This is a genomic window from Paenibacillus sp. J22P59 (assembly GCF_059383895.1).
In genome coordinates this window covers 350643-376500 of record NZ_JBXENX010000002.1, presented here as the reverse complement: position 1 = coordinate 376500, position 25858 = coordinate 350643, and the positions used below count along the sequence as shown (strand labels likewise).

At 46.3% G+C, this 25858-nt stretch carries 27 protein-coding genes; 22 read left to right on the top strand and 5 right to left on the bottom strand.

Translation table 11 applies throughout. The features are described from left to right. Positions 1–17: 17 nt before the first annotated feature. On the top strand, positions 18–332 hold the full coding sequence (locus AC50YO_RS04960) for a hypothetical protein (RefSeq protein ID WP_494843913.1): 315 nt from the start codon (positions 18–20) through the stop codon (positions 330–332). Here the strand turns inward: AC50YO_RS04960 and gerQ are convergent. Together gerQ and AC50YO_RS04950 are read right to left on the bottom strand one after the other, a co-directional pair. Then, the gene (gene gerQ / locus AC50YO_RS04955; protein WP_494843911.1) at positions 329–970 is read right to left on the bottom strand and encodes a spore coat protein GerQ; all 642 of its coding nucleotides are present in this window, start codon (positions 968–970) and stop codon (positions 329–331) included. The two genes, AC50YO_RS04960 and gerQ, sit on opposite strands and share 4 nt — an antisense overlap. Before the next feature lie 24 nt (positions 971–994). Next, positions 995–1417, bottom strand: a complete 423-nt coding sequence (locus AC50YO_RS04950) for a cell wall hydrolase (RefSeq protein ID WP_494844143.1) — start codon at positions 1415–1417, stop codon at positions 995–997. A gap of 233 nt (positions 1418–1650) precedes the next feature. Here AC50YO_RS04950 and cyoE point away from each other — a divergent pair, with 233 nt between their 5' ends. From cyoE to AC50YO_RS04935, 3 genes are read left to right on the top strand one after another with little or no spacing between them, the layout of a single operon-like run. Next, positions 1651–2526, top strand: a complete 876-nt coding sequence (cyoE, locus tag AC50YO_RS04945; protein ID WP_494844141.1) for a heme o synthase — start codon at positions 1651–1653, stop codon at positions 2524–2526. Positions 2527–2541: 15 nt separating this feature from the next. After that, positions 2542–3159 carry an SCO family protein gene (locus tag AC50YO_RS04940; protein WP_494843909.1) on the top strand — a complete coding sequence of 206 codons (618 nt, stop codon included), beginning with the start codon at positions 2542–2544 and terminating at the stop codon, positions 3157–3159. Between the two features lie 2 nt (positions 3160–3161). Then, complete coding sequence (locus AC50YO_RS04935; RefSeq protein WP_494843907.1) at positions 3162–4088, top strand: AEC family transporter; 927 nt, start codon at positions 3162–3164, stop codon at positions 4086–4088. Here AC50YO_RS04935 and AC50YO_RS04930 read toward each other — a convergent pair. Both AC50YO_RS04930 and AC50YO_RS04925 read right to left on the bottom strand, forming a co-directional pair. Continuing rightward, positions 4079–4447 (bottom strand): toprim domain-containing protein, encoded by a 369-nt coding sequence (locus tag AC50YO_RS04930; RefSeq protein WP_494843904.1) that lies wholly within the window; start codon positions 4445–4447, stop codon positions 4079–4081. The genes AC50YO_RS04935 and AC50YO_RS04930 overlap by 10 nt on opposite strands. 69 nt (positions 4448–4516) lie before the next feature. Next, complete coding sequence (locus AC50YO_RS04925) at positions 4517–5668, bottom strand: MFS transporter (protein WP_494843901.1); 1152 nt, start codon at positions 5666–5668, stop codon at positions 4517–4519. 163 nt (positions 5669–5831) lie between these two features. On the opposite strand from AC50YO_RS04925, the gene AC50YO_RS04920 reads away from it, so the two are divergent. From AC50YO_RS04920 to AC50YO_RS04835, 18 genes are all read left to right on the top strand, one after another. Further along, positions 5832–6302 carry a hypothetical protein gene (locus tag AC50YO_RS04920; protein WP_494843899.1) on the top strand — a complete coding sequence of 157 codons (471 nt, stop codon included), beginning with the start codon at positions 5832–5834 and terminating at the stop codon, positions 6300–6302. A 37-nt stretch (positions 6303–6339) separates the two neighbouring features. Beyond that, positions 6340–7494, top strand: a complete 1155-nt coding sequence (locus AC50YO_RS04915; protein WP_494843897.1) for a transglutaminase domain-containing protein — start codon at positions 6340–6342, stop codon at positions 7492–7494. Between the two features lie 28 nt (positions 7495–7522). Next, positions 7523–9562, top strand: a complete 2040-nt coding sequence (locus tag AC50YO_RS04910; protein ID WP_494844139.1) for a peptidoglycan D,D-transpeptidase FtsI family protein — start codon at positions 7523–7525, stop codon at positions 9560–9562. 585 nt (positions 9563–10147) lie between these two features. Then, a complete protein-coding gene (locus AC50YO_RS04905) occupies positions 10148–11107 on the top strand; it encodes a metal ABC transporter solute-binding protein, Zn/Mn family (RefSeq protein ID WP_494843895.1) in 960 nt (319 codons plus the stop codon). A gap of 23 nt (positions 11108–11130) precedes the next feature. Beyond that, on the top strand, positions 11131–11940 hold the full coding sequence (locus AC50YO_RS04900) for a metal ABC transporter ATP-binding protein (RefSeq protein WP_494844136.1): 810 nt from the start codon (positions 11131–11133) through the stop codon (positions 11938–11940). Between the two features lie 7 nt (positions 11941–11947). Further along, positions 11948–12904: a metal ABC transporter permease gene (locus AC50YO_RS04895; RefSeq protein ID WP_494844134.1), complete on the top strand. Its 957-nt coding sequence runs from the start codon at positions 11948–11950 to the stop codon at positions 12902–12904. Beyond that, on the top strand, positions 12901–13776 hold the full coding sequence (locus tag AC50YO_RS04890; RefSeq protein ID WP_494843892.1) for a metal ABC transporter permease: 876 nt from the start codon (positions 12901–12903) through the stop codon (positions 13774–13776). The genes AC50YO_RS04895 and AC50YO_RS04890 overlap by 4 nt, the downstream gene beginning before the upstream one ends. A gap of 139 nt (positions 13777–13915) precedes the next feature. Beyond that, positions 13916–15277 (top strand): ABC transporter substrate-binding protein, encoded by a 1362-nt coding sequence (locus AC50YO_RS04885; protein WP_494843890.1) that lies wholly within the window; start codon positions 13916–13918, stop codon positions 15275–15277. Positions 15278–15370: 93 nt separating this feature from the next. Further along, positions 15371–16825 (top strand): ABC transporter substrate-binding protein, encoded by a 1455-nt coding sequence (locus AC50YO_RS04880; RefSeq protein ID WP_494843887.1) that lies wholly within the window; start codon positions 15371–15373, stop codon positions 16823–16825. 177 nt (positions 16826–17002) lie between these two features. After that, positions 17003–17755, top strand: coding sequence for a Cof-type HAD-IIB family hydrolase (locus tag AC50YO_RS04875; RefSeq protein WP_494843885.1), 753 nt, complete (start codon positions 17003–17005; stop codon positions 17753–17755). A 6-nt stretch (positions 17756–17761) separates the two neighbouring features. Next, positions 17762–18244: a DUF456 domain-containing protein gene (locus tag AC50YO_RS04870; protein WP_494844132.1), complete on the top strand. Its 483-nt coding sequence runs from the start codon at positions 17762–17764 to the stop codon at positions 18242–18244. A gap of 27 nt (positions 18245–18271) precedes the next feature. Then, on the top strand, positions 18272–18994 hold the full coding sequence (locus AC50YO_RS04865; RefSeq protein ID WP_494843880.1) for a ThuA domain-containing protein: 723 nt from the start codon (positions 18272–18274) through the stop codon (positions 18992–18994). Positions 18995–19024: 30 nt separating this feature from the next. Then, positions 19025–20650: a putative polysaccharide biosynthesis protein gene (locus tag AC50YO_RS04860; protein WP_494843874.1), complete on the top strand. Its 1626-nt coding sequence runs from the start codon at positions 19025–19027 to the stop codon at positions 20648–20650. Between the two features lie 105 nt (positions 20651–20755). After that, the gene (locus tag AC50YO_RS04855; RefSeq protein ID WP_494843871.1) at positions 20756–22339 is read left to right on the top strand and encodes a copper amine oxidase N-terminal domain-containing protein; all 1584 of its coding nucleotides are present in this window, start codon (positions 20756–20758) and stop codon (positions 22337–22339) included. A gap of 22 nt (positions 22340–22361) precedes the next feature. Then, the gene (locus AC50YO_RS04850; RefSeq protein WP_494843868.1) at positions 22362–22709 is read left to right on the top strand and encodes a thioredoxin family protein; all 348 of its coding nucleotides are present in this window, start codon (positions 22362–22364) and stop codon (positions 22707–22709) included. Between the two features lie 174 nt (positions 22710–22883). Beyond that, entirely contained in the window at positions 22884–23816 is a 933-nt protein-coding gene (locus AC50YO_RS04845; RefSeq protein WP_494843866.1) for a COX15/CtaA family protein, read from the top strand. Positions 23817–23985: 169 nt separating this feature from the next. Further along, entirely contained in the window at positions 23986–24705 is a 720-nt protein-coding gene (locus AC50YO_RS04840; protein ID WP_494843864.1) for a Cthe_2314 family HEPN domain-containing protein, read from the top strand. A gap of 25 nt (positions 24706–24730) precedes the next feature. After that, the gene (locus tag AC50YO_RS04835) at positions 24731–25507 is read left to right on the top strand and encodes an SDR family oxidoreductase (protein WP_494844129.1); all 777 of its coding nucleotides are present in this window, start codon (positions 24731–24733) and stop codon (positions 25505–25507) included. A 64-nt stretch (positions 25508–25571) separates the two neighbouring features. Here AC50YO_RS04835 and AC50YO_RS04830 read toward each other — a convergent pair whose 3' ends face one another. Further along, positions 25572–25817 carry a NifU family protein gene (locus AC50YO_RS04830; RefSeq protein ID WP_494843862.1) on the bottom strand — a complete coding sequence of 82 codons (246 nt, stop codon included), beginning with the start codon at positions 25815–25817 and terminating at the stop codon, positions 25572–25574. Between the last annotated feature and the right edge of the window lie 41 nt (positions 25818–25858).

Below are 25858 nucleotides of genomic sequence, written 5' to 3'. Positions count from 1 at the left end.
GAAAGGGGACAGGTGAATTGGATACTTATATCTGTTTTGCGGAATATCGGATTGCTCCAGAGCATCGAGTTGCTTATCTCGATTACACGAATAAGCTGCTTGAACTGGAGAAGGCAACAGCAAAGGTTCAATTATATGAAGGAACGGACCAACTGAATTTGTTCGTAGAAATATGGGAGGGCAGTAGCGCGAATGAGGTGGAGAGGATAAAAAAAGAACGCTGCGATGAGCGTTCTCCTTGGTTCCAGATTGCCCAGTGGATTTCTGGCGGAGCAGGCAAAATGCATGTATGGACGTTCAAGCCAGCGAAGGCCGGCATGAATGGTAATTAAATATCGTTTTCTTCTTCTCGTGAATTCAAAGGTGTTCCGTTGTTAATTACACCGCCTTGGAATGGATATTCGTAAGCGATCGGCCCATCGAAGGTCACATAATCCAGGTTCAGTGTCAACAACAAATAACGCATGCCGGTAGCTGTATCGCTTATTACAATATGATCACGGCCTGCTGCTTCAATTACGCCGCGGAACACTTTGGCATTCCATTCCCGATTGTTCTCATAAGTCATGTAGAAGGTTGCTGTTTTGCCGCGGTTTAATCGAAGAATATTTTCTACATAGGATTCTTCAACACCAGGAATGGTTACAATATTACCGCCAGTCGGCGTTACAAAGGCGCCATTGGGAATATTAGTGGGAATACCTTGTGCAGCGATATTGTTGGCAGGCAGTGTCATCGGCGTGTTAGGTCCAGCAGGTAATGCTTGAGCCATTGGGAAGTTAGGGCCGATATTGGCAGGAAGCGTAGTCGCTTGTTGACCCCATTGCTGTTGACCCCATTGTTGACCCTGTGTATTGTTGCCATAGCCGCCGTAGCCGCCGCCATAGCCTCCTGTGTTAGCTGGGCTAACCGCATTTTTGTAACCATAGCCATAACCGTTAGACATAATAATATCCTCACTTTCAATCATGGGAAATTTTTGTGATGCTGCTAGTTAATACACGCTTGGGCAGTCTTCTTGCGTTGGTATGAAGAAGCAATGGGCCTTGTATCTTCCGCTATTTGCTTGATCATACCAAGTACCTGGACATCCGCCGGCAGGCCGGAAAAACCATAGGGCATTCGAGGCCGGATGCTGGCGCTCGCCATTAATTACTCGCTTTGCTAAACGAACTTCACTGTCACGGGCTTTTTGATAAAAGTAGCCTTTTTGTGAAGCTTCAAAGCCACCCGGACTTTGGTAAATCATTTGCGGAATAGAACGGATATTTTTGAAATCAAGACAATTTCCGCGAATTCGGTTAACGCCAACATTGCCAACCATTAGCATTCCTAGATCGCCTTCGCCTTCGGCTTCGGCTCTCATAAGCCTCGCCAGCATCCTCGTTTCTTCCGCGTTGGTTTTTATAACTGCGATAGGTGGCACATCCCTTCCTGACTTACTACTGTCTAAGCCTTGATTATCTGGGCACCCGACTACATAGTCATTGTATTGTGCGCCCATCAAAAGGGTTACAAATTTATTGTCACAATTTGAATGACGAATTGATGAACAATAGTAGTGAACATTGTCATCATGAGGTTTTTTCTGTATGATTAAGAACGATTCATAATGAAATGTATAGGCGTGAATGACTAACGCCTTGTTGCATAACTCGGGAGGCTCGCTTCGTGCTTAAAGACTTGATTGCATTGACTAAACCGCGCCTGCTTAGGCTGAATGTATTCGCGGCTATCGGCGGATTTTGGGTAGCATCTAAATGGAGCATTGATTGGTTAATGCTGCTATGGGTAGTAGTTGGTTCGACCATCACGATCGCATCTGCTTGTGTCATTAATAACTACTGGGATCGTGAGCTTGATCTGAAGATGGAGCGGACGAAGAACCGTGCGCTGCCAACGCAGCGTCTGAAGCCTAATTTCGTGCTGGGATACGGCATTATATTAGGAATAGTTGGACTTGCTGTACTGTTCTTGCTCGTTAACCCGTTAACTGGCTGGCTAGGATTTCTTGGCTGGTTCGTTTATATTTTCATTTATACGATGTGGTTGAAACGAACTTCGACATGGAGCACATCCATTGGAGGAATATCTGGCGCAATGCCGCCAGTGCTTGGTTATTGCGCGGTTACAACAGAGGTGGATGCGGGTGCTTGGCTATTGTTTGCCTTTTTATTCCTATGGCAGCCGGCTCACTTCTGGTCGCTGGCGATTCGTCGTGTGGAAGAATACCGCAACGCCGGCTATCCGCTATTGCCTGTAGTGAAGGGCATTAGACGGACGAAGCTTCAGATGATTCCTTACACCGTATTGCTCATTCCAACTTGCATACTGCTATTTACCTATGGCTATGCCGGCTATGTGTTCCTGATTATTTCCTTATTGGCGGGAATTATCTGGGCTGTCCACACGGTTATGGGCTTGAAGGCGAAGGATGATGAGAAATGGGCAAAAGTGAATTTTCTTATTTCGGTTAATTATCTGATGGTTGTATTTATTGTAATGATGGCTAATACGTTGAAGTAAGGGGAGATTGGCAAGATGGCTTTGATGAAGAAGCATGGCTTCAAAATCGCCGTATTGGCGCTTTGCTTGGCAATGGGCATTTATTTAATTATTACAAATCTTTCAGAGTCAAAAGAGGCGGCACTGCCAATTGAAATGGCAGCTCCCGCCTTCGAAATGAACGACATTGATGGCAACCCAGTATCACTTGCCTCGACAAACGGCAAAGCGCGCATCGTTTATTTCTATTTTGCCAATTGTCCTGATGTTTGCCCTCCGACTACGTTCTTGCTCTCTGAAGTGCAGGATCAGTTAGAGAAGGAAGGCTTGCTTGGGACAGAAGTGGAACTGATGTCTATTACATTCGATCCGACAAGAGATACGCCAGAGGTTATCCGTGAGTTCGCCAAGCGGAACTATGCAGACTTTAAAGGCTGGCATTTCTTGCGCGGGGAAGAAGAGGCCACGATGAAGCTGGCTCAAGATTTCAGCGTAGGCGTAAAGAAGGATAAGGAAACCAACTCCTTCATTCACTTTAATGTGATCACGCTAGTGGATAAAGAGGGAAATATTCGCGACTGGGTTAATGGCAGCGATGAGGAGCTGACGCCAGAAGCGCTGGTTGCTTCTCTGAAACAGCTTGCCAAGGAGTAAAGATGGCGATTTTTTGGCATATTGTATGGAATAATGTATTGCCGCTGACTTTGTTGATAGCCGTTGGCTTCATCATGCAGCGGCTTTTTTCTTTGGACATCAAGACGTTGTCGAAGCTGAACTTTTATGTTTTTTCTCCTGCTGTTATATTCAAGCTGCTCTATACGACTGAAATATCGGCTTCATTAATTGGCAAGGTGCTATCGTTCGTCGTTTTGTTCATGGCTTTGCAATTCGCGGTCGTTGAAGCGGCAGTCAGACTGCGCGGACTGCAAGGCGGGATGCGCGGAGCGATGAGGAACAGCGTGTTATTTTATAATAGTGCGAACTATGGAATACCGATCAATCAACTGGCCTTTTCCGGGAATGCTTATACGCTGTCCATACAGATTATTATTATGGTGACGCAATCCTTGCTTCCTAATACGTATGGCATTTATAGCGTCAATGCACATCGTATGGACTGGCGCTCGACAGCGCGAGCGATAGTATCGCAGCCTATCATTTATATTATTCCGCTTGCTTTTGCACTGAATGGACTTAACATTAAGCTGCCCCAGCCGGTAGAAACGCCGATTTTTTATTTGGCAGATGCTTTTATCGGAACTGCGCTTGTGACGCTGGGCGTTCAGCTAGGGAGCATGAAATGGGTCATTAATAAATACATATTGGGCAATGTGTTGTTGTCTAATACGCTGCGCCTGCTGGTAGCTCCGCTTCTAGCTGCTATTGTTGTATGGCTGTTAGGAATTGAAGGGCTTATGGCTGCTGCCTTGATCGTGTCTTCTGCTGTACCGACTTCACTAAGCAGCGTGCTGCTGGCAGTAGAGTTTGATAATGAGCCGGAATTTGCCTCGCAGGCCGTATTCCTATCAACGGTTATTAGTATTGTAACGGTGTCCTTCGTTATATTTCTTCTTCAAATTTGATCTTCTTTGAGCCATATGGAAGCGGGATCGGGGTACAGAATATGTTCCTCGAGTCCCGCTTTTTCCAGTTGTCCGATCAAATATTCCTCTGGCGTATGCTCAACTCCGGAATAACCCTTTCTTGTGTAGATTTGCTCGGAGTCGGGGAAGACATCTCGAAGAATACCGCGTATGCGTTTGCCAGAGGAGTCATTGTCTGTAAATAAATAGACGTGCTTGCTGCCAACCTGCTTGCGCAGCTTCTCAATCTGCTGAGAGCCTGGCGTACCGAAGGTGCAATAGATCGGAACATCTTCATGCAGCACGCGGCGAATTCGGCTTCTATCGTTTTTTCCTTCGACGATGATGGCAATATCCATTTCTCGATCACCTGCTTTAGTTATATAGGCTTAGTGTATCAAATACGAAGGAAAATATCTTAGGCTTGTTTATGAAAATTTCGTGCGTGAAGGCAAGGTGGTGCGGCGACCGTGAAAGGGCAGCACAGTTACAGCAATCATCAGGGCCAAGAAAGCTAAATAATATGGCGATATGTAATCGCGAAGCTGCCCAGCCAGCATTGGACCAATAAAAGCGCCTATGGAATAAGCAATGGATAAGACCGAAAAGGTTCTGCCATAGTGAGAGCCTCCGCTTAATTCGATCAGCAAGGTCGATATGGCCGGTATAATAATTCCTTTTGCCATCCCGACAAAGAGGAGCATGACCGCAAGCGGGAATGGAGGGTCCGATGCAATCGTAAAGTACACGATAGCGAGAGCAAGCGATCCCCATAGCGTTCGATGAAAAGAAGAGATACGGTTGAGAAAGAGCAGGCTTAGCGTAATAAGAGCGCCGATACTGACGACAGAGAACAGCAGCCCTGTTGTCATCATATCCTGCTGTGATTTGCCGATCAATGGCAGCTCGAAGGAGAGGATGCCCTGGGCGCAGCTGGTGGCTACTGGAAGGATGAAGACGAGCCAAGGTATGGATGTAGCCTCCTGCTTAATCGGCAGCTTTATTGGGACGCTGTCAGCCTCAGTTGAGGCTGCTTTGATATCTCGAATAAAGAATAAGGCGCAGATGGCGGTAACAATGAGAATCCAGCCCAGTATGTAGAAGGCCGTCGTGAAGCCGATCTTGGCTACGAGATAGGCGCCAGCAGCAGGTGAAACAACGGTTGCCAGCGTATGGACAAGGCCGTTGCCTGCCATTAGCTTGCCTTGTTGAATGCGATCCGTTGACAAGCGTGCAAGAAGGGCCAGGCAAGCGGGCGAGAGAAACGCCAGCACGAATCCGCTGATGGAGCGAAGCAAGAGGAGCTCCCAAGGATCGGTAACCTGTGATTGGAATAGCAGAATAACGCCTGCTCCCATGAGGCTGAAGACGATAAACAATCTGCTTCCGTATCGATCAATGGCGAAGCCTGCCATTAAGTTGCCAGGCAAGTGCGTGATGGAATACATCCCCATCATAAGCCCGATGAAGGATGGCGCCGCTCCTAACGAAATGGCAAACGGGGTGAGAATTGGATATTGGGCATGCAGATCAAAAAAAGCGACGAACAAAAATAAGTAAAGCCATATAGCTGTTTTCACTAGGGCTGCTCCTCCTTAGGAAATGCCTTCTTTATCTACTTGTACGTTCAAGTAGGACAGGATATGTCTAGGTAACGGGGAGTTGGACGTTTACGCCATATTATGGGTGGGTTATAATGTTTGATAATGAGTCTATGCTCGCGTTATAATAGGAGGGATTGGGTTGGATTTTTTAGATTTTTCAAGCTATGACTGGAGTACTTGGACTGCCTTTTTTGAGAACAACTGGCTGTTGCTTGTTATAGCGCTTGTCGTACTGCTTATTATCATTGGGATTGTGAAGACGGTTGTGAAATGGGCGCTTGTTGCGGCTATACTGATTGGTGTCGTTGTATACAGCGGCTACAGCATGGATGACCTGAAGTCAATTGATCTGAATGCAATGGGTACGAAGGTAGTGGAAAGCGTGAAGCAAGAAGCGATTACAGCCATGGTCGGCGAGGTTGAGAAAGCGACATTCAAGACAAATGCAGATGGCACTTATACGGTGAAGACAGATAATGTAGAGCTGACAGGAGTACCGAAGTCCGGTGAGGTGGCTGTTACTTTCAAAGGAACCTCGCTTGGCACTTGGAAAATTAATGATACGATAGAAACGTTGATTAATCAGGCTAAGCTGAACAGTAAAGTCTAGAACCAGGCGTTATGATCTAAGGAAGCGAGGGATGCATATGGCGGATTGGGTTCGCACGGCTAGTATTTGGGAACCTGTCTCGATTATTGTTCTCTTGCTTTTGATTGGCTCATTAATTCAAGGGATGAGGAGAGGCGCGTCGGGTTCTGCGAGGCGTCTTTTCTATTTTATATGGGATACCTTTATTATCATTGTGTGTCTGCTCCTTGCAGGCCGCTTGGCAATGATTCTATCCCCTATTGCAGCAGATTGGCTGCTTGCAAATGTGAAATTGCCTAATCAAGAGCTAGGGGAGCTTGCACAGCTATGGTATACACTGCTTACAAGCCTCCGCGATTTTGCTATGCTTCGTTTTGGCGTGTTATTCTTAGTTTTGTATTTGCTGTTCCGATTGATTTTCTCTATGGCAACACCAGTGATCGAGTGGGTATTCTCGGCGTGGATGAGGCATGATGGGCATGAAGATGCTCGACTTCCGGGTAGTTCTACTGCAAGCAGGGCGGCAGGGGCGCTGCTAGGAGCTATTCTTGGGGCTGGACGTTCCTTTGTGTTAATCGCTATTTTGTTTATTTATGTCACATTGGCTCCGGAAGGACTGCTGGCAGATGAAATTCGGCAATCACCGTTGTATACTGAAGCAGCGGCAGTGCTGGAGCCGGTAGCCGGAGATATCATTACGAAGCAAGGTCCGGTTCTTGCTGAAGCGGTGCAAGCTGAATTCCAGAAAGTGTTGCAACGCAAATACGAGGTTATTGATTACGCGGTGCCTGAGAAGATTGAAGAAGCTGCCTTGCATGTGACCAAGGATGCTGTGACAGATGAGGAGAAGGCACGAGCCTTGTATGAATGGCTTGGCACCCGGATCGCATATGATTGGGATAAAGCTCGCAATTATGTAGAGCGCGGTATTTGGAAGGAACAAAATCCGCAGCAAACCTTTGATTCCAAGCAGGGAGTTTGTATTGATGTTGCTCGCCTCTATGCGGTGATGGCCCGTTCTGCAGGACTAGAGGTTCGTGTTGTAACGGGCCTAGGCGCAGATGGGCAGGGTGGATATGGTCCGCATGCTTGGAATGAGGTTAGAATTGGCGGAGAAGCGGGGCACTGGATACCGCTGGATGCAACCTGGGCATCCAGCGGCGATTGGTTTAATTCACCTGAGTTTGATCAGACACATATTCGAGAAGCATAACATACGCACAGGACATGAGGTGAAGGAAATGCACGATGATCCACAAAAACGTCAAATTAATAACCGAAGGCAATTTTCTTTTCGTCTGAACTTCTTTTTCTTCATCGTATTTGGACTATTTAGTGTTCTAATTATTCAATTGGCTATTCTGCAATTTGTAGAGGGACCGAAACTTAGTGCACAAGGAAACAAGAAGAGTACGAGGAGCATTAAGATTGCTCCGATTCGCGGCAATATTTATGATTCCACGGGAGAACCAATTGCTTATTCGACTGCGACACAGTCGTTATACTTTACGATATCCCCGGATTTCAAAACAGAGGATTCAGAAGAAATTGCCCGCAAGCTCGCTGAAGTATTCGATAAGTATGGAGATCCGGAGCTGACAATGACGGTTGAAGATATTATTAGGCAGATGGATCTTGATTTCCGCAGAAATATTATCTCGACGCCTCGACGAATCAAGTCCGGGCTGACGAATGAGGAAATTGCTCATTTCTTGGAGAATCGCAGTGACTACAAAGGCATTGATATTCTTGAAGAAAGTGTCCGCAACTATAGTAAGGATTCTGTCTCCGTACAGCTTGTCGGCTATTTGAAGAAGTATAAGGGTGTACGGGAATCACTGACTTATTATAAGGAGAAAAGCGAAGAACAGGATCCTCAGCTTCAATATTTGGAAGAGGAGGATGTCGGGTTCGATGGGCTTGAATATATGTATCAAGAGGTGCTCCGCGGGAAGAATGGCTTGAAGAAATATCCCGTTAATAACGCGGAACGGATTATCGGTCCTATGCAAATAACCAATCCACAAAAAGGCTCGGATCTCTACTTAACGATTAATCGCAATATACAATTAAAGACCGAGCAAGCGATCGTTGATCATATTAAAAAGATCAGTACTTCTACACGTAGAAGTGAGCGAGCACAGTACGCTAAGACAGGTTATGCGGTTGCGATGGAAGTAGAAACCGGTAAGATAGTTGCAATGGCGAGTATGCCAGACTATGATCCGAATATCTGGGCTGGAGGAAGAATCAGCAATGAAGATTACGAGAACTTTGAATCCGTCCTTGGCAACGGTACAATAAGCGAGGTATATGCCAAGTATGCGACTAAAGAAGAAAGGGATCGTCATCCTTCTTCTCTCGTTCCGCCAGGTTCAACTCTCAAACCGCTATCTGTTTTGATTGGTCTGAATGAGAAGCTGTTCACACCAAGCAGCCAATATAATGATACAGGCGCGTTCTTCTTTGGTCGTGAAGGACATCAGGTTCGAATTGGTAATGCCTCGAATCATGCCTATGGCTTGCTGGACCCGGCAGCCGCGATCGGCAAATCATCCAATCCATTCATGGCAGCGATGATTGGCAATAATCTGTATAACAAGTATAAGGGCAAAGCGGGCGTCGATGTCTGGGATGAGTACATGAAGCAGTTCGGGCTTGGCGTCTTAACCGGAAGCGGCCTCAAGGGCGAGTCTAAGGGGACGATCGACTATTACCATGAAGCCGAGACTGCAAGTTCTCAATCTGCCCTTGTACGTGCTTCTTTCGGACAGCAGGCTAGGTATACGACTCTGCAGTTGGCGCAATATACAGCAATGATGGCCAACAGAGGGAAACGAATGAAGCCGCAGTTCGTAAATGAAATCAAAGATGCCGATGGAAATGTGCTTCAGAGCTTTAAGCCTGAAGTATTGAACACGATAGATATTCCTGATGCGTATTGGGAAGAAGTCGAAAGAGGAATGGCATTGGTTAAGCCTCAGGGCTTCGACGGCGTAAGCTATACTTACGCGAGAAAAACCGGTACGGCGCAGTCCAGCGTTAAAGGACGTATGGCGGATAATGCCGTATTTATTGCCTATGCACCAGCTGATAAGCCAAAACTGGCGGTTGCTGTTATTGTGCCAGATGGTGAATTCGGCGGTTGGGGTGCCGCTCCGATTGCCCGTCATATATTTGATGCATATGACTATGAGATTGGTCTGAAAGGAGTGCCGGGCAAGCTATCCGATACTTCTAAAAACGGTGAGGCTGGTGACGGCTCCACGAAGTCAGAGTAATAAATTTAAGTGACTCAGAATTTATCTGAGTCACTTTTTCTTTTTCTAATTAGTACTATAAGGAAACGTAAAAATTAGTAACAGGAATAGTTCGACTTGATTGCATACTGCCTGTTAAGGGTTAAGTAGGTAAACAGAGGTCTGAGATACGCCGTTAAGTTGCAGGAGGATTATTCTGGGCGACGAATAGCGGAACGGGGATCCGTTAAAAGTAGCAAATGGAGGATTGGAGCGAGAATAGAGGAACGGAGTTCCGTTAAGGTGAGTATAAGAAGGTTTTTTTGTTAGTCGAAGAGCAATAGCGGAACGGCGATCCGCTAAAAGTAGCAAATGGAGGATTGGAGCAAGGAAAGAGGAACGCAGTTCCGTTAAGGTGAGCAAAGTTCAGGTAGTAAGTAAGGACCAGCGATGCGCAGGCATCGCTGTCTGTTGGAGCGGAAGAATTAGGGTCAACTGGACAAGTGGCAGAATATTTGCATAAAATAAATGTTGCACAAGCACAACATTTTTGTGTAATATAAAAAAAGAGGCACTAAGCTAACTAATGTTCGTTCGGGCAACAATAGGGACAGGGAGGAGCTGCACATGCGTATATATAAGGAAATAAGTTCTGCTAATAGGAGACTGATCTTCACAATTACTTATTTGATAGCGATTATGCTGCTAGTAACTGCATGCGGCAATTCAGACGGAAGCAAGCATGACGGCATGCTGAAAGTGACAACGACAACAGGAATGATTGCAGATATTGCCAGAGCAGTCGGCGGCACGGATGTCGCTGTTACTGGCCTCATGGGCTCCGGCATTGACCCGCATTTATATAAAGCGTCTCATGGCGATGTGAAGAAGCTGGATCAGGCGGATATCATCTTTTATAACGGGCTGCATCTGGAAGGCAAGATGGCGGAGATGTTCGAGAGGCTGGAGAAGAAAAAGACGACGGTAGCTGTTTCTTCGCAAATACCGGAATCGGATCTGCTTACCATCGGTTCGGGTAAGGATCTCACACATGATCCCCATATTTGGTTTAATGTGAAGCGGTGGATTTCGGCTACGGAGGTCGTTAGAGATACATTGGTGAGCAAGGACCAGGCTCATGCAGACAATTATAAGAAGAGGGCTGCTGAATATATTGCGCAGCTTGAGGAACTGGATCAATATGCAAGGCAGCAAATTGCAACGATACCGAAGGAACGCCGGATACTTGTCACCGCACATGATGCTTTTGGATACTTTGGTGCAGAATATGGGCTAAAGGTAACCGGTCTTCAAGGAATGAATACGATGTCAGAATACGGCTCGAAAAATGTGAGCGTACTTAGGGATTTCCTTGTGCAAAATAAGATTAAAGCTGTATTTATTGAGTCAAGCGTGCCTCGCAAGTCCATTGATTCCGTCATTGAAGGTGCTCGCAAGCTTGGACATGATGTAACGATTGGCGGAGAGCTGTTCTCAGATGCCATGGGTGATGAGGGTACAGTTGAGGGTACTTATATTGGAATGGTTAAGCATAATGTGGACACCATTGTGAAAGCTTTGAAATAAAAGGAGAGAACGGAGTGATCCAAATGACAATTTCAGAAGCAGCGGTGAATGCCAATAGGATAAATAAGCGGAAGGCCGCACCTTTGACAATAGAAGGATTAAGCGTTGCCTATCAGAAAAAGCCTGTGTTGCAAAACGTTTCTTTCTCAATTACGGAAGGAGAGCTAATCGGTGTAATCGGACCGAATGGAGCGGGCAAATCCACGATGATGAAAGCGGCTCTTGGTTTGATTCCGAGGCTGAGCGGCGATGTGCTTGTCTATGGCAAGCCCTATAAGCAGCAGCGCAAGCTGGTCGGCTATGTCCCGCAAAGGGAATCGGTGGATTGGGATTTTCCAACCAATGCGCTAGATGTTGTGACAATGGGGCGTTATGGTCATTTAGGCTGGTTCGGACGTCCAAGTGCGAAGGAACGTGAAATCGCAATGGAATGCTTGACCAAGGTAGGAATGGCGGATTATGCTTCACGCCAGATTAGCCAGCTGTCAGGCGGACAGCAGCAGAGGGTCTTTCTGGCGAGAGCACTTGCCCAGGATGCTAGCCTTTACTTCATGGATGAGCCGTTCGCAGGCGTAGATGCAGCGACAGAGAAGGCGATTATTACGCTCCTTCAAGAGCTGAAGCAGCAAGGGAAGACGGTTATTGTCGTTCATCATGATCTCGCAACGGTGCAAGAATATTTCGATTCGGTGATGCTGCTTAATGTGGAGCTACAAGCATTTGGCCGGACGGAGGAAGTATTTACACAAGAGCTGCTGCAGCAAACCTATGGGGGACGTCTTGCTTTTCTCGATCGCAGCAGCAATTCAGGCTTGACGGTCACGAAGGGGTGAGACAATGATGCAGATGCTATGGCTTTTGCTTAATGATCCTAATATGCAATGGATTTTCATTAGCTGTACGCTGCTTGGCTTAAGCAGTGGAGTTATCGGATGCTTTTCATACTTACGCAAACAGAGCTTGATGGGAGATACGCTGGCCCATGCTGCGCTGCCTGGAATTTGCATAGCATTTATGCTTACAGGTACGAAATCCCTTTTGTTCTTCTTAATCGGGGCAGGGATAGCAGGCGTAGCAGCTACCTTCGGAATTGGCTGGATTACACGCCATTCTCGAATCAAGCATGATGCAGCGATGGGAATTGTACTGTCCAGCTTCTTTGGCTTAGGAATCGTATTATTGACTATTATTCAGCATGGCAGCTTCGGCAATCAAAGTGGACTAGATAAATTTATTTTCGGGCAAGCTGCGGCTATGGTTGGATCTGATGTTCTGACGATGTCGATCGTTAGTGTTCTGCTTATAACGGTATGTTATTTGTTATTCAAGCAATTCAAGCTAATTTCCTTTGATTCGGGCTTTGCTAAAGGGCTTGGTTATCCTGTTGCTTTTCTAGAGCAGCTGCTCATGTTCCTAATGGTCATTGCCGTAGTGGTAGGCATTCAGGCAGTAGGGGTTGTACTTGTTGCTGCACTTATCATAACGCCTGCTGTCTCTGCAAGATATTGGACGAATAAGCTTGGCTTAATGGTTATTTTATCAGGCTTGATCGGCGCGGTAAGCGGAGCTTTGGGGACGCTGATTAGTTCTACGGCATCGAATCTTCCTACAGGCCCGTTAACGGTGCTTGCAGCAACCTTATTATTCGCAATTTCGGTACTGTTCGGACCAGAGCGGGGAATTATTGCGAAGAGGTTCGTACGGCGTAATGTAAAACGCCAGCTGGAAGAAGAAACTTCAGGTGGAGAGCGTGCGAGGCAGCGCGTAAAGGACATTAATGAGGGGGCGATGCTATGAGTGACTTTTGGATTTTGCTCACAGGCTCACTCGTCGCAAGCTGCTGCGGTATTTTAGGTGCTTTTCTCGTTCTTCGCAAAATGGCGATGATCGGCGATGCAATCAGCCACTCGGTCATGCCCGGTATTGTCATTGCTTTTCTAATTAGCGGCTCAAGGGATTCCTTAATGATGATGGTGGCAGCTATGATATGCGGACTCCTTGCCGTCTTCCTCATTCAAATGTTCCAGCAAAGCGGCATTCAATCTGATGCTTCTATAGGTGTTGTATTCACCGCGATGTTCGCCGTTGGCGTATTGCTTGTCAGTGTGTTCGCCAGACAGGTTCATCTGGATCAGGATGCGATACTATATGGTGAAATTGCTTATGTACATTGGAATACCTGGATCGTCAATGGCGTTGACCTAGGACCCAAGCCGGTCTGGCTGCTAGGCACTACATTATTGATCATCCTTATTATTATTTCTCTGTTCTATAAGCAGTTCAAGCTTTGTGCATTTGACCCGGCATTAGCCGCAGCATGCGGAATTCCGGTCGCTCTGTTTCATTACCTGCTGATGGGGATGGTCTCCATGGCTACAGTAAGCTCCTTCGAGAGCGTAGGCGCCATACTTGTCGTCGGTTTGCTTGTAATACCAGCCTCTACAGCTTATCTTCTGACAGATCGTCTTGGCATGATGATTGTGCTCAGCGCGGTTACGGGAATTGTCAGCACATTCATCGGATATGGAACAGCTATTGTATTAGATGCTTCCATTGCCGGCTGTATCGTCTGTGCAGCAGCACTTTTATTCATCCTTGCATTTCTGTTCTCTCCATCGCATGGGCTCGTTATTAAAAAACTGCGCATGCGCAAACTTATTCAATTATAAAAATAAAAAATACCATGTAGACCGCTTGGTTTTCTTCATTGAAGAAACCGGGCGGTTTTTTTAATATTTGTAAAAAAAGACTGTCTTAGTGGTATTAGTTGGCCGATATATAAGTTAACCAAAGTTCAAGGGGGATAAGATGAGAGCTATAAAGGGGTTCATTGTCATGGTAGGAACAGCAATCATGCTTATGGGCTGCTGGTCGAACCAACCTATACGAGAAAAGGAAACGAATGATATAGAGAACGGACAGCAGGGAAATGGAGAGGAAGAGAAGGTAAGGATTAATTATTATCATTGGGAAACAGGGGAGTCGTTAAATACGATTCAAGCGATCATAGATGATTTCGAATTAACGTATCCGAATATCGAGGTCAATAGTGTGCAGTTGGTTGCTGATGGCAATAGCGAAAATTTTTACAAAAAACTGGATATCATGGCGGAATCCGGTGCTGTCATTGATGTGGCTGCATTCTCCCATATAGATTTCCTTATCGAGCGGGCAGCAAGAGGCATGCTGTCACCTATTGATGACTATTTGAAAGCGGATACAATCATTCCTTCCGAGCAGTTTTTCATTAATCCGATGTATGAAGGAAAAGTATATGGGATGCAAGATATCGCTTCGCCTTGGCTGATCGCCATTAATAAAGATGCGTTGGAGGAAGCAGGTCTGCCATTGCCGGAATGGGGCTGGACCTGGGATGATTTCAGGGAGTATGCCAAGAGGATGACAAAAGGTACAGGAGAAGGCAAACGATACGGCGCTTATTTTCACACTTGGGGAGAGTACGTCAATTTCCCTGCTTTCACGGAAAAAGAGCATCCTTACTTGGATAGAGACGGGCAGCCGATCTTTGAAGATCCTTCTTATAAGGCCTTTTTCGAGCTTCGCGGCGCGATGGAGAAAGAGGATCATTCCGTCCAAACCTTCTCTGATATCGTCGGCAAGAAGCTGCATTACAGCACCGAATTTCTGAATGGGCGGACGGCAATGCTGCCAACAGCGACCTTCATCTTAGCGATGATTAAGGATAGTGAGAGATTTCCGCATAAGTTCGAGACCGTATTCGCTCCCCTCCCCCGATCCTCTAATGAGGTAGACATTGGCTTGTCTTATATTGGCGGACATTATAATGCGATAGGTGCGACGTCCGAGCACAAGGAGGAGTCCTACAAATTCATTCGTTATATGGCCAAGCAAACTAAAGTCATCCGTGATGTTCCCGGCACTAGGAAGGTGGATCAAGCGGTTGTCATTAAGGCGCTTGTTGCTGGAGGAGAGCAATGGATTGATGCGGAATCCTTGTCCAATACGATCTATGACAGCCGGGTCAAAATGATATATGACTCCTCCCTTACAACTGCCTATGCCAGCCAGTTGAAAAAAGTGATACAGTCGGGATTTACGCAATTTATATTGGATGGCGTTCCAGCTGAGCAAGCACAGGAGACAATGATGAAGGAGTCTTATAAAATTATCCAACAATTTTCCAAATAGTTGCAACTTATATCAAAACCAATCCGTCTTATAAATGGTGCAATTTGTATATGCATTCATGAATATAGACTTATTTGGAGGGAAACGGGGAAAATGAAACGATTGAAATTAATCACTTCCATGCTCGTCATGCTGACGCTTCTTGCCGGCTGCAGCTTCGGGGCAGAGGGAAAAGAAAAAGCAAATGAACAATCAACACTAAGAGTTATGTTTTATGATGAAGGACAGTTTTTCAGCCAATACGGCATGCTTTTCTCAGCGCTCTATCCCAAAATTGAGATAGAGGTCGTATCTACTTCCGGTATTCGAACGGAGAATGGAGAGAACTACAAGGATCTTCTCAATAAGTTCATTGAAGAAGAGAAGCCGGATATTGTCATGGTTGACATTGAGCAGTATGAGCAGATGGCAACAGACGGCAAATTGGCTGAGCTAGATTCTATGATTGAGAAGGATAAGTATGATGTAGAAGGTCTTGTACCTGGTGTAGTAGATTATTTGAAGGAAAGAGGGGCTGGCAAGCTATACGGCCTAACGCCATCTTATAGCAGCCAAGCTCTGTTCTATAATAAAGATTTATTCGATAAGTACAAGCTTACTTATCCAACTGATAAGATGAGCTGGAATGATGTGCTGCAGTTGGCGAGACAATTCCCGACTGACGGAGATAGCAAAGAACGGGAGTATGGCTTGAAGGTTGGCTACAGCGGCTCTATCTATGAAATTGCGAGCAATATCGCTAATTCCAAGCAATTGAGCTATGTCAATCCTGACAAGAAAGAAGTAACCATTAATACAGACGCATGGAAAGAAGTATTCCAAATGACGCTTGATGCTGTTAAATCAGGCGCTATTTATTCGGAAGACGATAATGCAGGAATGAATAATGGTACGAGCTACGAGGAATATTTGCTTAGCAATCCGTTTATCGGCAAGAAATTGGCGATGATGATTGAGTCTCCTTACATGCTGCAGCAGATTAAGCAAGCTGCAGATTATTTCAAGGAAAAGCCGGATAGTGTTGTAAGCAATTGGGACTTGGTGACGGTGCCTGTCGATCCTAACAATCCGGATTTCAGCAGCAGCAGTGCTTTTTATAATATATTTGCTATTGGCGCTCAGTCACCTAACAAAGAGGCAGCATGGACTTTTATTAGTTATATTACGGGGGATGAGTTCGCCAGAGTATCATCTAAGAGCTCACGCTACGGAGATCTTGGCATTCGACCTAAGTACTTCCAGGATGAGAAGGACGGACGTAATTATCAAGCATTCTATACGTTGAAGCCAAGTTCATTCAATCCTTACAAAGGATTGGATAAGCTGCCTGAGGAGTTCAATATGTCTTTTAGAAGCAGTGTAGAGGCTGAGCTTGAGAAAGTGAAGAAGGAAGAAGTGACGCTGGAAGAAGCTCTAGTGAAGCTGCAAGCTGATGGGCAAGTGCTGCTCCAGAAAGAAGCAGAGGAACCAAAAGAGTCGACACAGCCAGCTGAAGGAACAGATGCAGGTGGCGGAGCTGTACTAGAAGGAATTACAGTAGCCGAATAGCGATGTCTGGCAGAGGGAGTGGGAATGGTCTTGTTGACTGTTCCGGCTCCCTTTTTGCTGTGAAATAATAATTAGTGATGGGGGAAGGAACGGGAAGTGACGTTTGGAATCCTTCCAAACTGTGCTAAAATGACTTATAGCAGGCTTAAAAAGCATAACTTTTGAGGAGGATTCACAATGGGGGACTATAAGCTTATTGCGCTTGACATGGATGGTACACTACTGAATGAAATGAGCGAGATAAGCACAGAGAACGCATTATGGATACAGAGAGCTATGGAGGCCGGTGTTACGGTTAGCTTCTCTACAGGACGCGGATTTCGCAGCGCTCTGCCCTTCGCTGAGCAGTTGAAGCTGGAGACGCCGATGATTACGGTTAATGGCGGCGAGATCTGGTCACGGCCGCATGTTCTGCATCAGCGTTCTTTATTGAGCGCGAGCTATGTGAAGCGGCTGCATGAGCTCGCTTTGAAGCATGCAGGAACATGGTTCTGGGCTTATTCGACAGAGGATATTTATAATTTGGAGAAGTGGATTGAACCTAGTCATGATTATGAAGCCCATCATTGGCTCAAATTCGGTTATTATACAGAGGATGATGTGGTACGCCAACTGATATTAGAGGAAGTATCTGAATGGGATGCGCTTGAAATTACCAATTCCTCACCTTGCAATCTGGAGCTGAATGCAAAGGGGATATCGAAGGCAAGCGCCCTTCGTGAGCTGTGCAGCTTGCTTGGAATTGAGATGTCGCAGGTCATATCCGTTGGAGACAGCCTCAACGATATTGCAGCCATTCGTGAGTCTGGTCTTGGTGTAGCAATGGGGAATGCACAGGATGCGGTCAAAGAGGCTGCCGATGCGGTCACATTGTCCAATAATGAGCATGGCGTAGCGGAAGTCATTAAGAGATTTGTTTTGAAAGGTTGATGCTTGGTGGACATTCTAGGCTGGTCGTTAATTGTTATTTTATTCCTGGTAGGTATGGCAGGAACTATTTATCCGATATTGCCAGGGGTCGTAGCGATTTACGCGGCTTTTTTCGTATACGGCTGGTTTTTCTCCTTCGAGCCGTTCGGCTGGGTGTTCTGGACGATTCAGACGGTTATTCTCGTGGCCTTATTTATTGCGGACTATGCGGTTAGTGCATGGGGAGTGAAGAAGTATGGAGGCTCTAAGGCATCGGTCATAGGAAGCACAATCGGTCTTATCCTAGGACCCTTCGTGATACCGGCTTTTGGCCTTATAATTGGGCCTTTTGCTGGTGCTGTGATCGGAGAATTGATTATTGGCACTAGTCTCGAGCGTGCCTTAAAGATTGGCTTCGGCTCTCTTGTTGGCCTATTGAGCAGCGTCTTTGTAAAGATTGTATTGCAGCTTATCATGATTATTCTATTCGTTGTTTGGTTGCTGATGTAACAATAACTCCAAAGGGGCTGAGCAGGCATGATCAGAGTTACGATATGGAATGAGTATTTGCATGAGAAGGAAGAGGAAGAGGTCAAGCAAGTATATCCTGATGGCATACATCAGGCATTAGCAGCAGGGCTAGGCTCTGAATCGTTCACTATCCGTACAGCAACGCTGGAGGAGCCTGAGCATGGCCTTACAGAGGAAGTGCTGGGTAATACGGATGTATTGCTCTGGTGGGGGCATATGGGCCATGATCGTGTCGATGACGGCATTGTAGAGCGAGTCCATCAGCGTGTGATGAATGGAATGGGATTAATCGTATTGCATTCCGGGCATTTCTCCAAAATCTTCAAACGGTTGATGGGAACAGGCTGTGACTTGAAGTGGCGTGAAGCAGGGGAGAAGGAACGGATCTGGACCGTGAATCCTGCGCATCCAATAGCGTCAGGCCTGCCAGAGTACATCACACTGGATCATGAAGAGATGTACGGAGAGCACTTTGATATTCCGGCGCCGGATGAGCTTGTGTTCGTCAGCTGGTTTGAAGGCGGGGAGGTTTTCCGAAGCGGCTGTACATTCTTCCGTGGACAAGGGAAAATTTTCTACTTCCGTTCTGGCCATGAAACTTATCCCACTTATTATCACCCGCAAATACTGCAAATCATTAAGAATGGCATTAACTGGGCGCAGCCATCTGGTGCTGCAGCACCAGTAAGAGGCAATCATCAGCCTCTGGAGCAGCTCAAACAACACTAATTCAAGATGCAGGGAAAGTGACGGTTCATCATGAAAAAAGATTCACTAATTAAAGGTACGCTTATACTGGCAGCTGCTGCTTTAATTGCAAGGGTGCTCGGTATATTTCAGAAGACCCCTCTCGATTATATATTAGGGGAAGAGGGCGGCATTTACTTTGGAGTTGCGAATACGATTTATTTGATGCTTCTCATTATTGCTACGGGGGGCATTCCAAGCGCAATAAGCAAAATGGTATCGGAACGCTATGCACTAGGGCAAGAGCATGAAGCAAAACGAGTCTATCAGGCTGCCTTGCTGTTCGGAGCGGTTACAGGTGTAATCATGACGGTGGGGCTTTACCTCGCAGCGCCTTTTTACGCTGTGCATATTGCCAAGGCGCCAGGCGCTGAGCTCGCCATTAAGGCGGTAGCGCCTACCCTTCTCATCTTTCCTATCATTGCTATGATGAGAGGTTATTTTCAAGGACGCCAAATTATGATGGCTGGCGGCTTATCGCAGATAGTCGAGCAGATTCTGCGGGTTGCCGTATCGGTTGGACTAGCTTACTATGTCGTTTCCTTAGGCTGGGGTATCAACTGGGGGTCAGCAGCAGCTACTTTCGCCAATGTAATTGGCGGGATCGGGGCATTGCTTGTCATGATCTGGTTTGGCTTCCGTCTTCAACGAATGGATGCTAGAGAGAAGAAGATGACAAGCAACAAGGAGTCAAAAGTTCCGTTCCGCTCGATTTACCGTGAAATTTTTACAATGTCTATTCCGATCGTCATCACTGCAATGACGGTTCAGCTCATTTATTTCTTCGATGCCTCCTTGCTAATACGGCTGACGGAGAATATTTATGGTTATGACAAGGCTTCACAAGTGTTAGGTCACCTAAGCTTCCGGGCACAGGCAATCGCTGGCATACCGCCGATTCTGGCTATTGCGCTAAGCACTTCGATTATTCCGGTATTGTCTGCTGCCTATTCCCTGCGGAATATGGGAGAGGTTCAGCGCCAGACGTCGACCGTCATGCGCATCGTTTTATTTACAGGGGTGCCTGCGGCACTCACTCTTACAGTAGCAGCTCATTCTGTAACCGGTCTTCTATTCACAGGTCCTGGCGGAAGCGGGATCGTGGCCGCTCTAACGGCAGGAACGATCTTTCAAATTACGATGATGACGAGCAACTCGATCTTAACGGGGCTTGGAAAGCCGCGGATTCCGATGAGGAATACCTTTGTAGGGATTGCGCTTAAGCTGCTGTGCAGCTTCGCTCTAGCTCCAATAATGGGCGTATACGGGCTTGTAGTTGCAAGCAGCATTTGCTTTATTGTAATCGCATGGCTCAATCTTGAAGCGATTACCAAAGAAGTGAAGCTCCAAGTGCTTGGGCGTCGCTGGGCTCCATATCTGATTACGATTATGTTGTCCATGGCAGCAGGCTGGGGAACCGATATTGGGGTACGTAAATTGCTTCATGGCTTGCCTGAGAAGGTGGAGTTTTTGCTAGCGGCCATTGCGACAGGCACGGTAATAGCTATTTTATATTTGGCGCTGCTTATCGTATTGCGGGTAGTAACGATGGAGGATGCGAAGTCCTTCCCAGGCCCTCTAAGAAAGCTGTTCGTGATTTTACTTAAGCCTTTTAATCGAAAGCAGGCACAAATCTAGCGACCGAAGGGGAAAACTTACTTTTCCATACATTTACATGGAAGGGGACCCTCATGTACAATGGTAGATATTCTATTTATTGTACTAAGAGAGGAGTTTTGTTCATTGAAGAAGCTAGTTACTGTTAAAAAGGGGATTATGCTATTCCTTGCCTTGGCACTCGTACTAGTTGCGGGCTGTCAGGCTGTGTCTGGCGTAGACCTTAATGCTGTACTTAAGAACTCATTGAAGGTAACGTCTATGGAAGGCAAGCAATCCTTTGAGCTGAAGCTGCAGCTTAATGAAGCTACGTTCGAAGGCCTTGATGAGGAAGAAACAGCTCTTATTAAATTATTCTCGAATATGAAAATACAATTGGATGATATTAAAGTTCAGGATCAATCGAACGCATCCTACAAGGGCAAGCTAATTTTCGGGGAAAAGACAAGCATTGGCTTCGGACTTAAGCTTTCGAAGACTTTAGCTGTACTCGAAATCGAGGGTGCTAAGCAGCCGCTCGTGATTGATTTGAGTGAGGAAGGTCTTTCCACACTGCTGGGTGTTCCAGCCGTGGGTGAAACGCCAGCAGCAAATCAAGAGTCGCTGACAGCACTTGGACATAAAATTATTGATGAAGCTTCGAATTATTTCATCAACAACCTGCCTAATCCAGAGAAGTTGACAATCGCGACGGTTAATGAACCTATTAACGGCGTATCGACTTCATTGGTTCATGTTCATACCGAGCTTGATGGCATGAAAATTTGGGAGTGGGTCAAGAAATACGTTGATGCGCTCGTAGCTGATCGTAAGGGTCTGGATACGCTTGTAACGAATGTTGTAACGATCTTGGCTAGTAACCCTGATGTATGGGAAGCGCTTGGAACGGTTAACCCATTCGAAGAGCAAGGCCTGGATGCACCAACGAAGGAAGATCTAATTAAGGAAGCATCGACGCTGCTTGCTGAAGAGCTTGTAAGCTTGCAAGGCGAGTTGGCTAAGTTTGAAGCACAGGAAAAAGAAACGCTGAACAAGGTTTTAAGTAAAGAGACGACGCTAAAAGCGGATGTCTATGTGGACAGCAAGCTGGATATTCGCAAGCAAGTGATCGAAGCCACGCTTAAGCCATCTGATGCTTTCTTGTTCCCGCTTGAGGCTATCGTAATCCGTACGGAGACAGAGCAATGGAATGTGAACGGCACAGTTAAGCCGGAAGTTCCTGTTGCACCGGAGAACGCAGTAACGGCTGACCAATTGTTCGACTTGCAAGGCTATCAAGCACTGAGAATGTTTGATGAGAAGTCGGTGGCTTATGATTTGCTCAAAAATAAATTCCATATCGGTCGTCAAGAGGTTCGACTGTATGCTAATTATGATGAGTACCCGCCGATTGTAACTCCTAGCTATGTTACCATCATTCCTCTTCGTATAGCTGCAGAAGAGCTTGGAGCAACGGTCGGCTATGATAAGAAAACGAAAAATATTACCGTATTTGATGGAGCTACGAATACAACAATTGTTCTTAAAGAAGGCAGCGACAAGGTGACTGTAAATGGAAAATCCGTGAAATGGTCATTCCCTACTAAGACAATTGATGGAGCTCTATATGTTGCAGGCCGAGACTTCTCCACAGCTTTCGGCGCTAAAGTATATTGGGACAAATCCTATGGCGATGCCAAAGTGTTCGTCATCGAACGTGAAGTAAGCTAGTTAAAGCAGGAGGATGAATGCAATGAACAAACTGACAACCGATGAGGCTTTTCGCGAAGCGGTTCAAGGTGAAGGAATTACAGTAACGGTATTCAAGACGACTTGGTGCAAAGACTGCCATTTCATCGACCCGTTTATGCCGGAGCTTATCGAGAAGTACAGCGGAAAAATCACCTTCCACGAAGTTGATCGCGATGATCTTCCTGACCTATGCTCTGAATTGAACATACTGGGTATTCCAAGCTTTATTGCCTTCAGCAATGGGCAAGAAATTATACGTTTCGTAAGCAAGCTGCGCAAATCACGGGAAGAAATTGAGCAATTTCTGGATCGTGCGATTGAAGTAGCGGGCGCGCTTCCGAAACAATAACCAAACATTTCCGTGCGGCCTGGGATCACTCCAGACGCACGGATTTTTTTGTGCCATTCGAAGCATGCTAAGTTTCACCTCCACCTTGAATCGTCACATTTTCAACATGGCTTTTGAACCATGTTATCGCTATAATGTGAGGTATAACAAAACCGGAAAAAAGGTGATTTTATTATGGTAACCGGCCGTTTTCGCAAGCTTGCTATCGCATCTTGCATCGGAATGCTTATTGTACTGCTTGCCGGAGCTCTTGTAACGAATACCGGATCTGGAAGAGGTTGTGGAGATGATTGGCCTCTCTGTCACGGAAAGTTCATACCTGCTTATACGTTGGAATCATTGATTGAATATTCTCATCGTCTTGTTACAGGCTTCGAAGGATTATTAGTCGTAGCGGCATTCGTCGCAGTGTACCGGTTGTATCGTCGCAATAAGGCGGATTTCAAGGAGCCTCTGTTTTACGCTGGCGGTGCTTTGCTCTTTACGATTATTCAGGCCCTAATGGGGGCTGCTGCTGTTATGTGGCCGCAATCAGATCCAGTCATGGCGATTCACTTCGGTATTTCTTTGATCGCCTTTGCATTGACGCTATTGTTAGTCGTGTGGAGCTATCGAGTTAAGGACGGCAAGCAAGCTTCTTTTGTAGTGCCGAAGAGTATTTTTCCAAGAATGGTTGCGCTATGGATTTTTTGTTACATCGTCGTTTATCTAGGCGCCTTTATTAGGCACACAGAATCCGCAGGGGGCTGCGTCGGCTGGCCACTTTGCAATGGACAAGTCGTTCCTGCGTTTGAGGGAGCAACGACTGTTGCTTTTATTCATCGCATAGGCGCCGTTCTGTTGGGGCTCGCTATTGCGGGCATGTATATTCATATTCGTCGAGTGAGCCGCGGAGAAACAAGCCTGACAAGATCTGCAGGCTGGGCGCTAGTATTAGTTATTGCCCAAATCTTCAGTGGAGCGTTGGTCGTATGGACGCTTACGAATGAAGATGTGTTTATTTTCACGAGCTTGCTGCATAATCTTATCATTACGGGCTTATTCGGAATCCTGTCGGATATGATGATACGCTCTTGGCGGTTGAGAGAAGGAAGGATTCAACGTTAAGCTAATCAGGCATAGTATGGCTGCGGCTTATCACGGCTGCCGTACTAAAGCTGGTCTATCCGGCAAGCTATTTCAGCGGGAAGAACAAACAGAGCTTTTTGATCGCAGATGGCAATCATACTTCTAACCGCATATCTCACGATTGACCTATGAATGAGGAGGCTGCACGGTGCTGCGATTTCTGTTTGATGAGCCGGAGAGACAAGCAAGCGGAAGACTTGGAGAGACATTCGAGTTAATGGATCAGTTCGTATTGCTAATTCGGAAACGTATGGCAGCTGGAAATGCTGCTGTCGATCATAATAAGCTGTGCAGCTATGAAGTATGGACGCTGGGACTCTCTGCATCGTTGAATGAGCTTGAGCAAAGCTGTTATGCCGCTCGTCGCTATCGCGAGTCGATTATTTCGCAGCTAGTAAGCCAAATGTCCGCTGAGGAGAAATTAGCTTATAGTCGCCACGTCTATTTCGATAAAAATTCATTTATACGGGTGTTTGCTTTGTTGGACAAGCTTGGCATTTTACTTAATGACTTATTGGGCATGAGAACCGAGCGAATAAAACCCCATTTCTCTTATTTCACTGTTCTGCGGAATATGAGGGAGAGCAAGGCGCATCCTAGCCTGACTTTTAAATTGAATGATCTTAAGGAAAAGACCAAGGAGCCCATTAACAGATTGCGCAAGCGGCGTAATACAGAAATCCATTACATGAACACAGAAATGCAGGATGATCTTGCTCAGTGTCGAATAACGGATGGAGGACTAATTAAGCTGGAGAACGTTCAGGTGCAATTGAATGATCTGGCGCAAGGCCTGGATATGGTAACGGAATCTTTGCGGCTTACCTTCCAGTACGCTTGCAGTCTAATGAGAAGCAGACAAGCATAATCGCGAGGAGGGGATACTCGTGGGGCTGAATGGCAGAACAGCTCTCATTACGGGCAGCGCGAAGGGACTTGGCAAACGGACTGCGCTGCAATTAGCTGAGCAAGGCTGCCATATCGTCTTGAACTACGTGGAGAGCGAGCAAGAGGCTATTGCTCTTCAGCAGGATATCGAACGGCAGGGCGGCAAAGCGACAACAATTCAAGCAGACATTGCGACGCTTGAGGGAGTCAGGAAGCTTGCAAACGAGGCAGAAGCATGGAACGGTGCGATTGACATATTAGTGAACAATGCAGGACCGTTCATACGGGAGCGGCGGTTATTTGCTGGATATGAGGAAGAGGAAATCGCTCATCTGATTAATGGCAATTTAACGGGAATTATGCTGCTTGATCATAAGCTGCTGCGGGGAATGCGGCAGCGGGGCTGGGGACGAATTATTCATATGGGATTCGGTCATGCTGGAGAGGCAAGAGCTTGGCCGCATCGTGCCGTGTATGCAGCAGCCAAGACTGGCTTAGTTTCCTTTACGAAGTCTCTGGCTGTTGAAGAAGCGCCGTATGGAATAACCGTCAATATGATCGGACCGGGTGATATTCACGGAGTCAATAAAGAACGATCCATTCAGGATGTGGAAGGCTTGATCGATGAAGAGTCACCGATTGGCAGACCAGGCACAGGAGAAGATGTGGCGCGAGTCATTGCGTTCTTATGCCACAAGCAATCCGATTATCTAACTGGCAATATTATTAATGTTACGGGTGGCTTCGATCCTATCCGTCCGAATATTATCGGAAATTATTAATGAGGTGGATATACAAAAAGAGTGTTGCCGGCGTAAGCGGGCAACACTCTTTTGTGTCGTTCATTTAGAATACTTGAACAACTTCTACGACACCTTCAACCTCTTCGAGCAGAGCGCGCTCGATACCGGCTTTCAGTGTAATCGTGGAGCTCGGGCAGCTGCCGCATGCTCCCATCAAACGGAGTTGGATAATGCCACCTTCGACATCAACCAGTTCTACGTCTCCTCCGTCGCGTTGCAGAAACGGACGCAATTTATCCAGTACGTCCAATACTTCATCGTACATTTTGTCTTGTGTTTGTTCACTCATTGCATTCAACTCCTTTCTCCCCTATTATAGTACAAAGTGAA

Excerpts from the sequence above, each read along its gene's own strand:
- gerQ (WP_494843911.1), bottom strand. The coding sequence starts at position 970 with ATGATTGAAAGTGAGGATATTATTATGTCTAACGGTTATGGCTATGGT.
- AC50YO_RS04940 (WP_494843909.1), top strand. The coding sequence starts at position 2,542 with ATGGCTTTGATGAAGAAGCATGGCTTCAAAATCGCCGTATTGGCGCTT.
- AC50YO_RS04935 (WP_494843907.1), top strand. The coding sequence starts at position 3,162 with ATGGCGATTTTTTGGCATATTGTATGGAATAATGTATTGCCGCTGACT.
- AC50YO_RS04930 (WP_494843904.1), bottom strand. The coding sequence starts at position 4,447 with ATGGATATTGCCATCATCGTCGAAGGAAAAAACGATAGAAGCCGAATT.
- AC50YO_RS04915 (WP_494843897.1), top strand. The coding sequence starts at position 6,340 with ATGGCGGATTGGGTTCGCACGGCTAGTATTTGGGAACCTGTCTCGATT.
- AC50YO_RS04910 (WP_494844139.1), top strand. The coding sequence starts at position 7,523 with ATGCACGATGATCCACAAAAACGTCAAATTAATAACCGAAGGCAATTT.
- AC50YO_RS04905 (WP_494843895.1), top strand. The coding sequence starts at position 10,148 with ATGCGTATATATAAGGAAATAAGTTCTGCTAATAGGAGACTGATCTTC.
- AC50YO_RS04900 (WP_494844136.1), top strand. The coding sequence starts at position 11,131 with ATGACAATTTCAGAAGCAGCGGTGAATGCCAATAGGATAAATAAGCGG.
- AC50YO_RS04895 (WP_494844134.1), top strand. The coding sequence starts at position 11,948 with ATGCAGATGCTATGGCTTTTGCTTAATGATCCTAATATGCAATGGATT.
- AC50YO_RS04890 (WP_494843892.1), top strand. The coding sequence starts at position 12,901 with ATGAGTGACTTTTGGATTTTGCTCACAGGCTCACTCGTCGCAAGCTGC.
- AC50YO_RS04885 (WP_494843890.1), top strand. The coding sequence starts at position 13,916 with ATGAGAGCTATAAAGGGGTTCATTGTCATGGTAGGAACAGCAATCATG.
- AC50YO_RS04880 (WP_494843887.1), top strand. The coding sequence starts at position 15,371 with ATGAAACGATTGAAATTAATCACTTCCATGCTCGTCATGCTGACGCTT.
- AC50YO_RS04875 (WP_494843885.1), top strand. The coding sequence starts at position 17,003 with ATGGGGGACTATAAGCTTATTGCGCTTGACATGGATGGTACACTACTG.
- AC50YO_RS04865 (WP_494843880.1), top strand. The coding sequence starts at position 18,272 with ATGATCAGAGTTACGATATGGAATGAGTATTTGCATGAGAAGGAAGAG.
- AC50YO_RS04860 (WP_494843874.1), top strand. The coding sequence starts at position 19,025 with ATGAAAAAAGATTCACTAATTAAAGGTACGCTTATACTGGCAGCTGCT.
- AC50YO_RS04850 (WP_494843868.1), top strand. The coding sequence starts at position 22,362 with ATGAACAAACTGACAACCGATGAGGCTTTTCGCGAAGCGGTTCAAGGT.
- AC50YO_RS04845 (WP_494843866.1), top strand. The coding sequence starts at position 22,884 with ATGGTAACCGGCCGTTTTCGCAAGCTTGCTATCGCATCTTGCATCGGA.
- AC50YO_RS04830 (WP_494843862.1), bottom strand. The coding sequence starts at position 25,817 with ATGAGTGAACAAACACAAGACAAAATGTACGATGAAGTATTGGACGTA.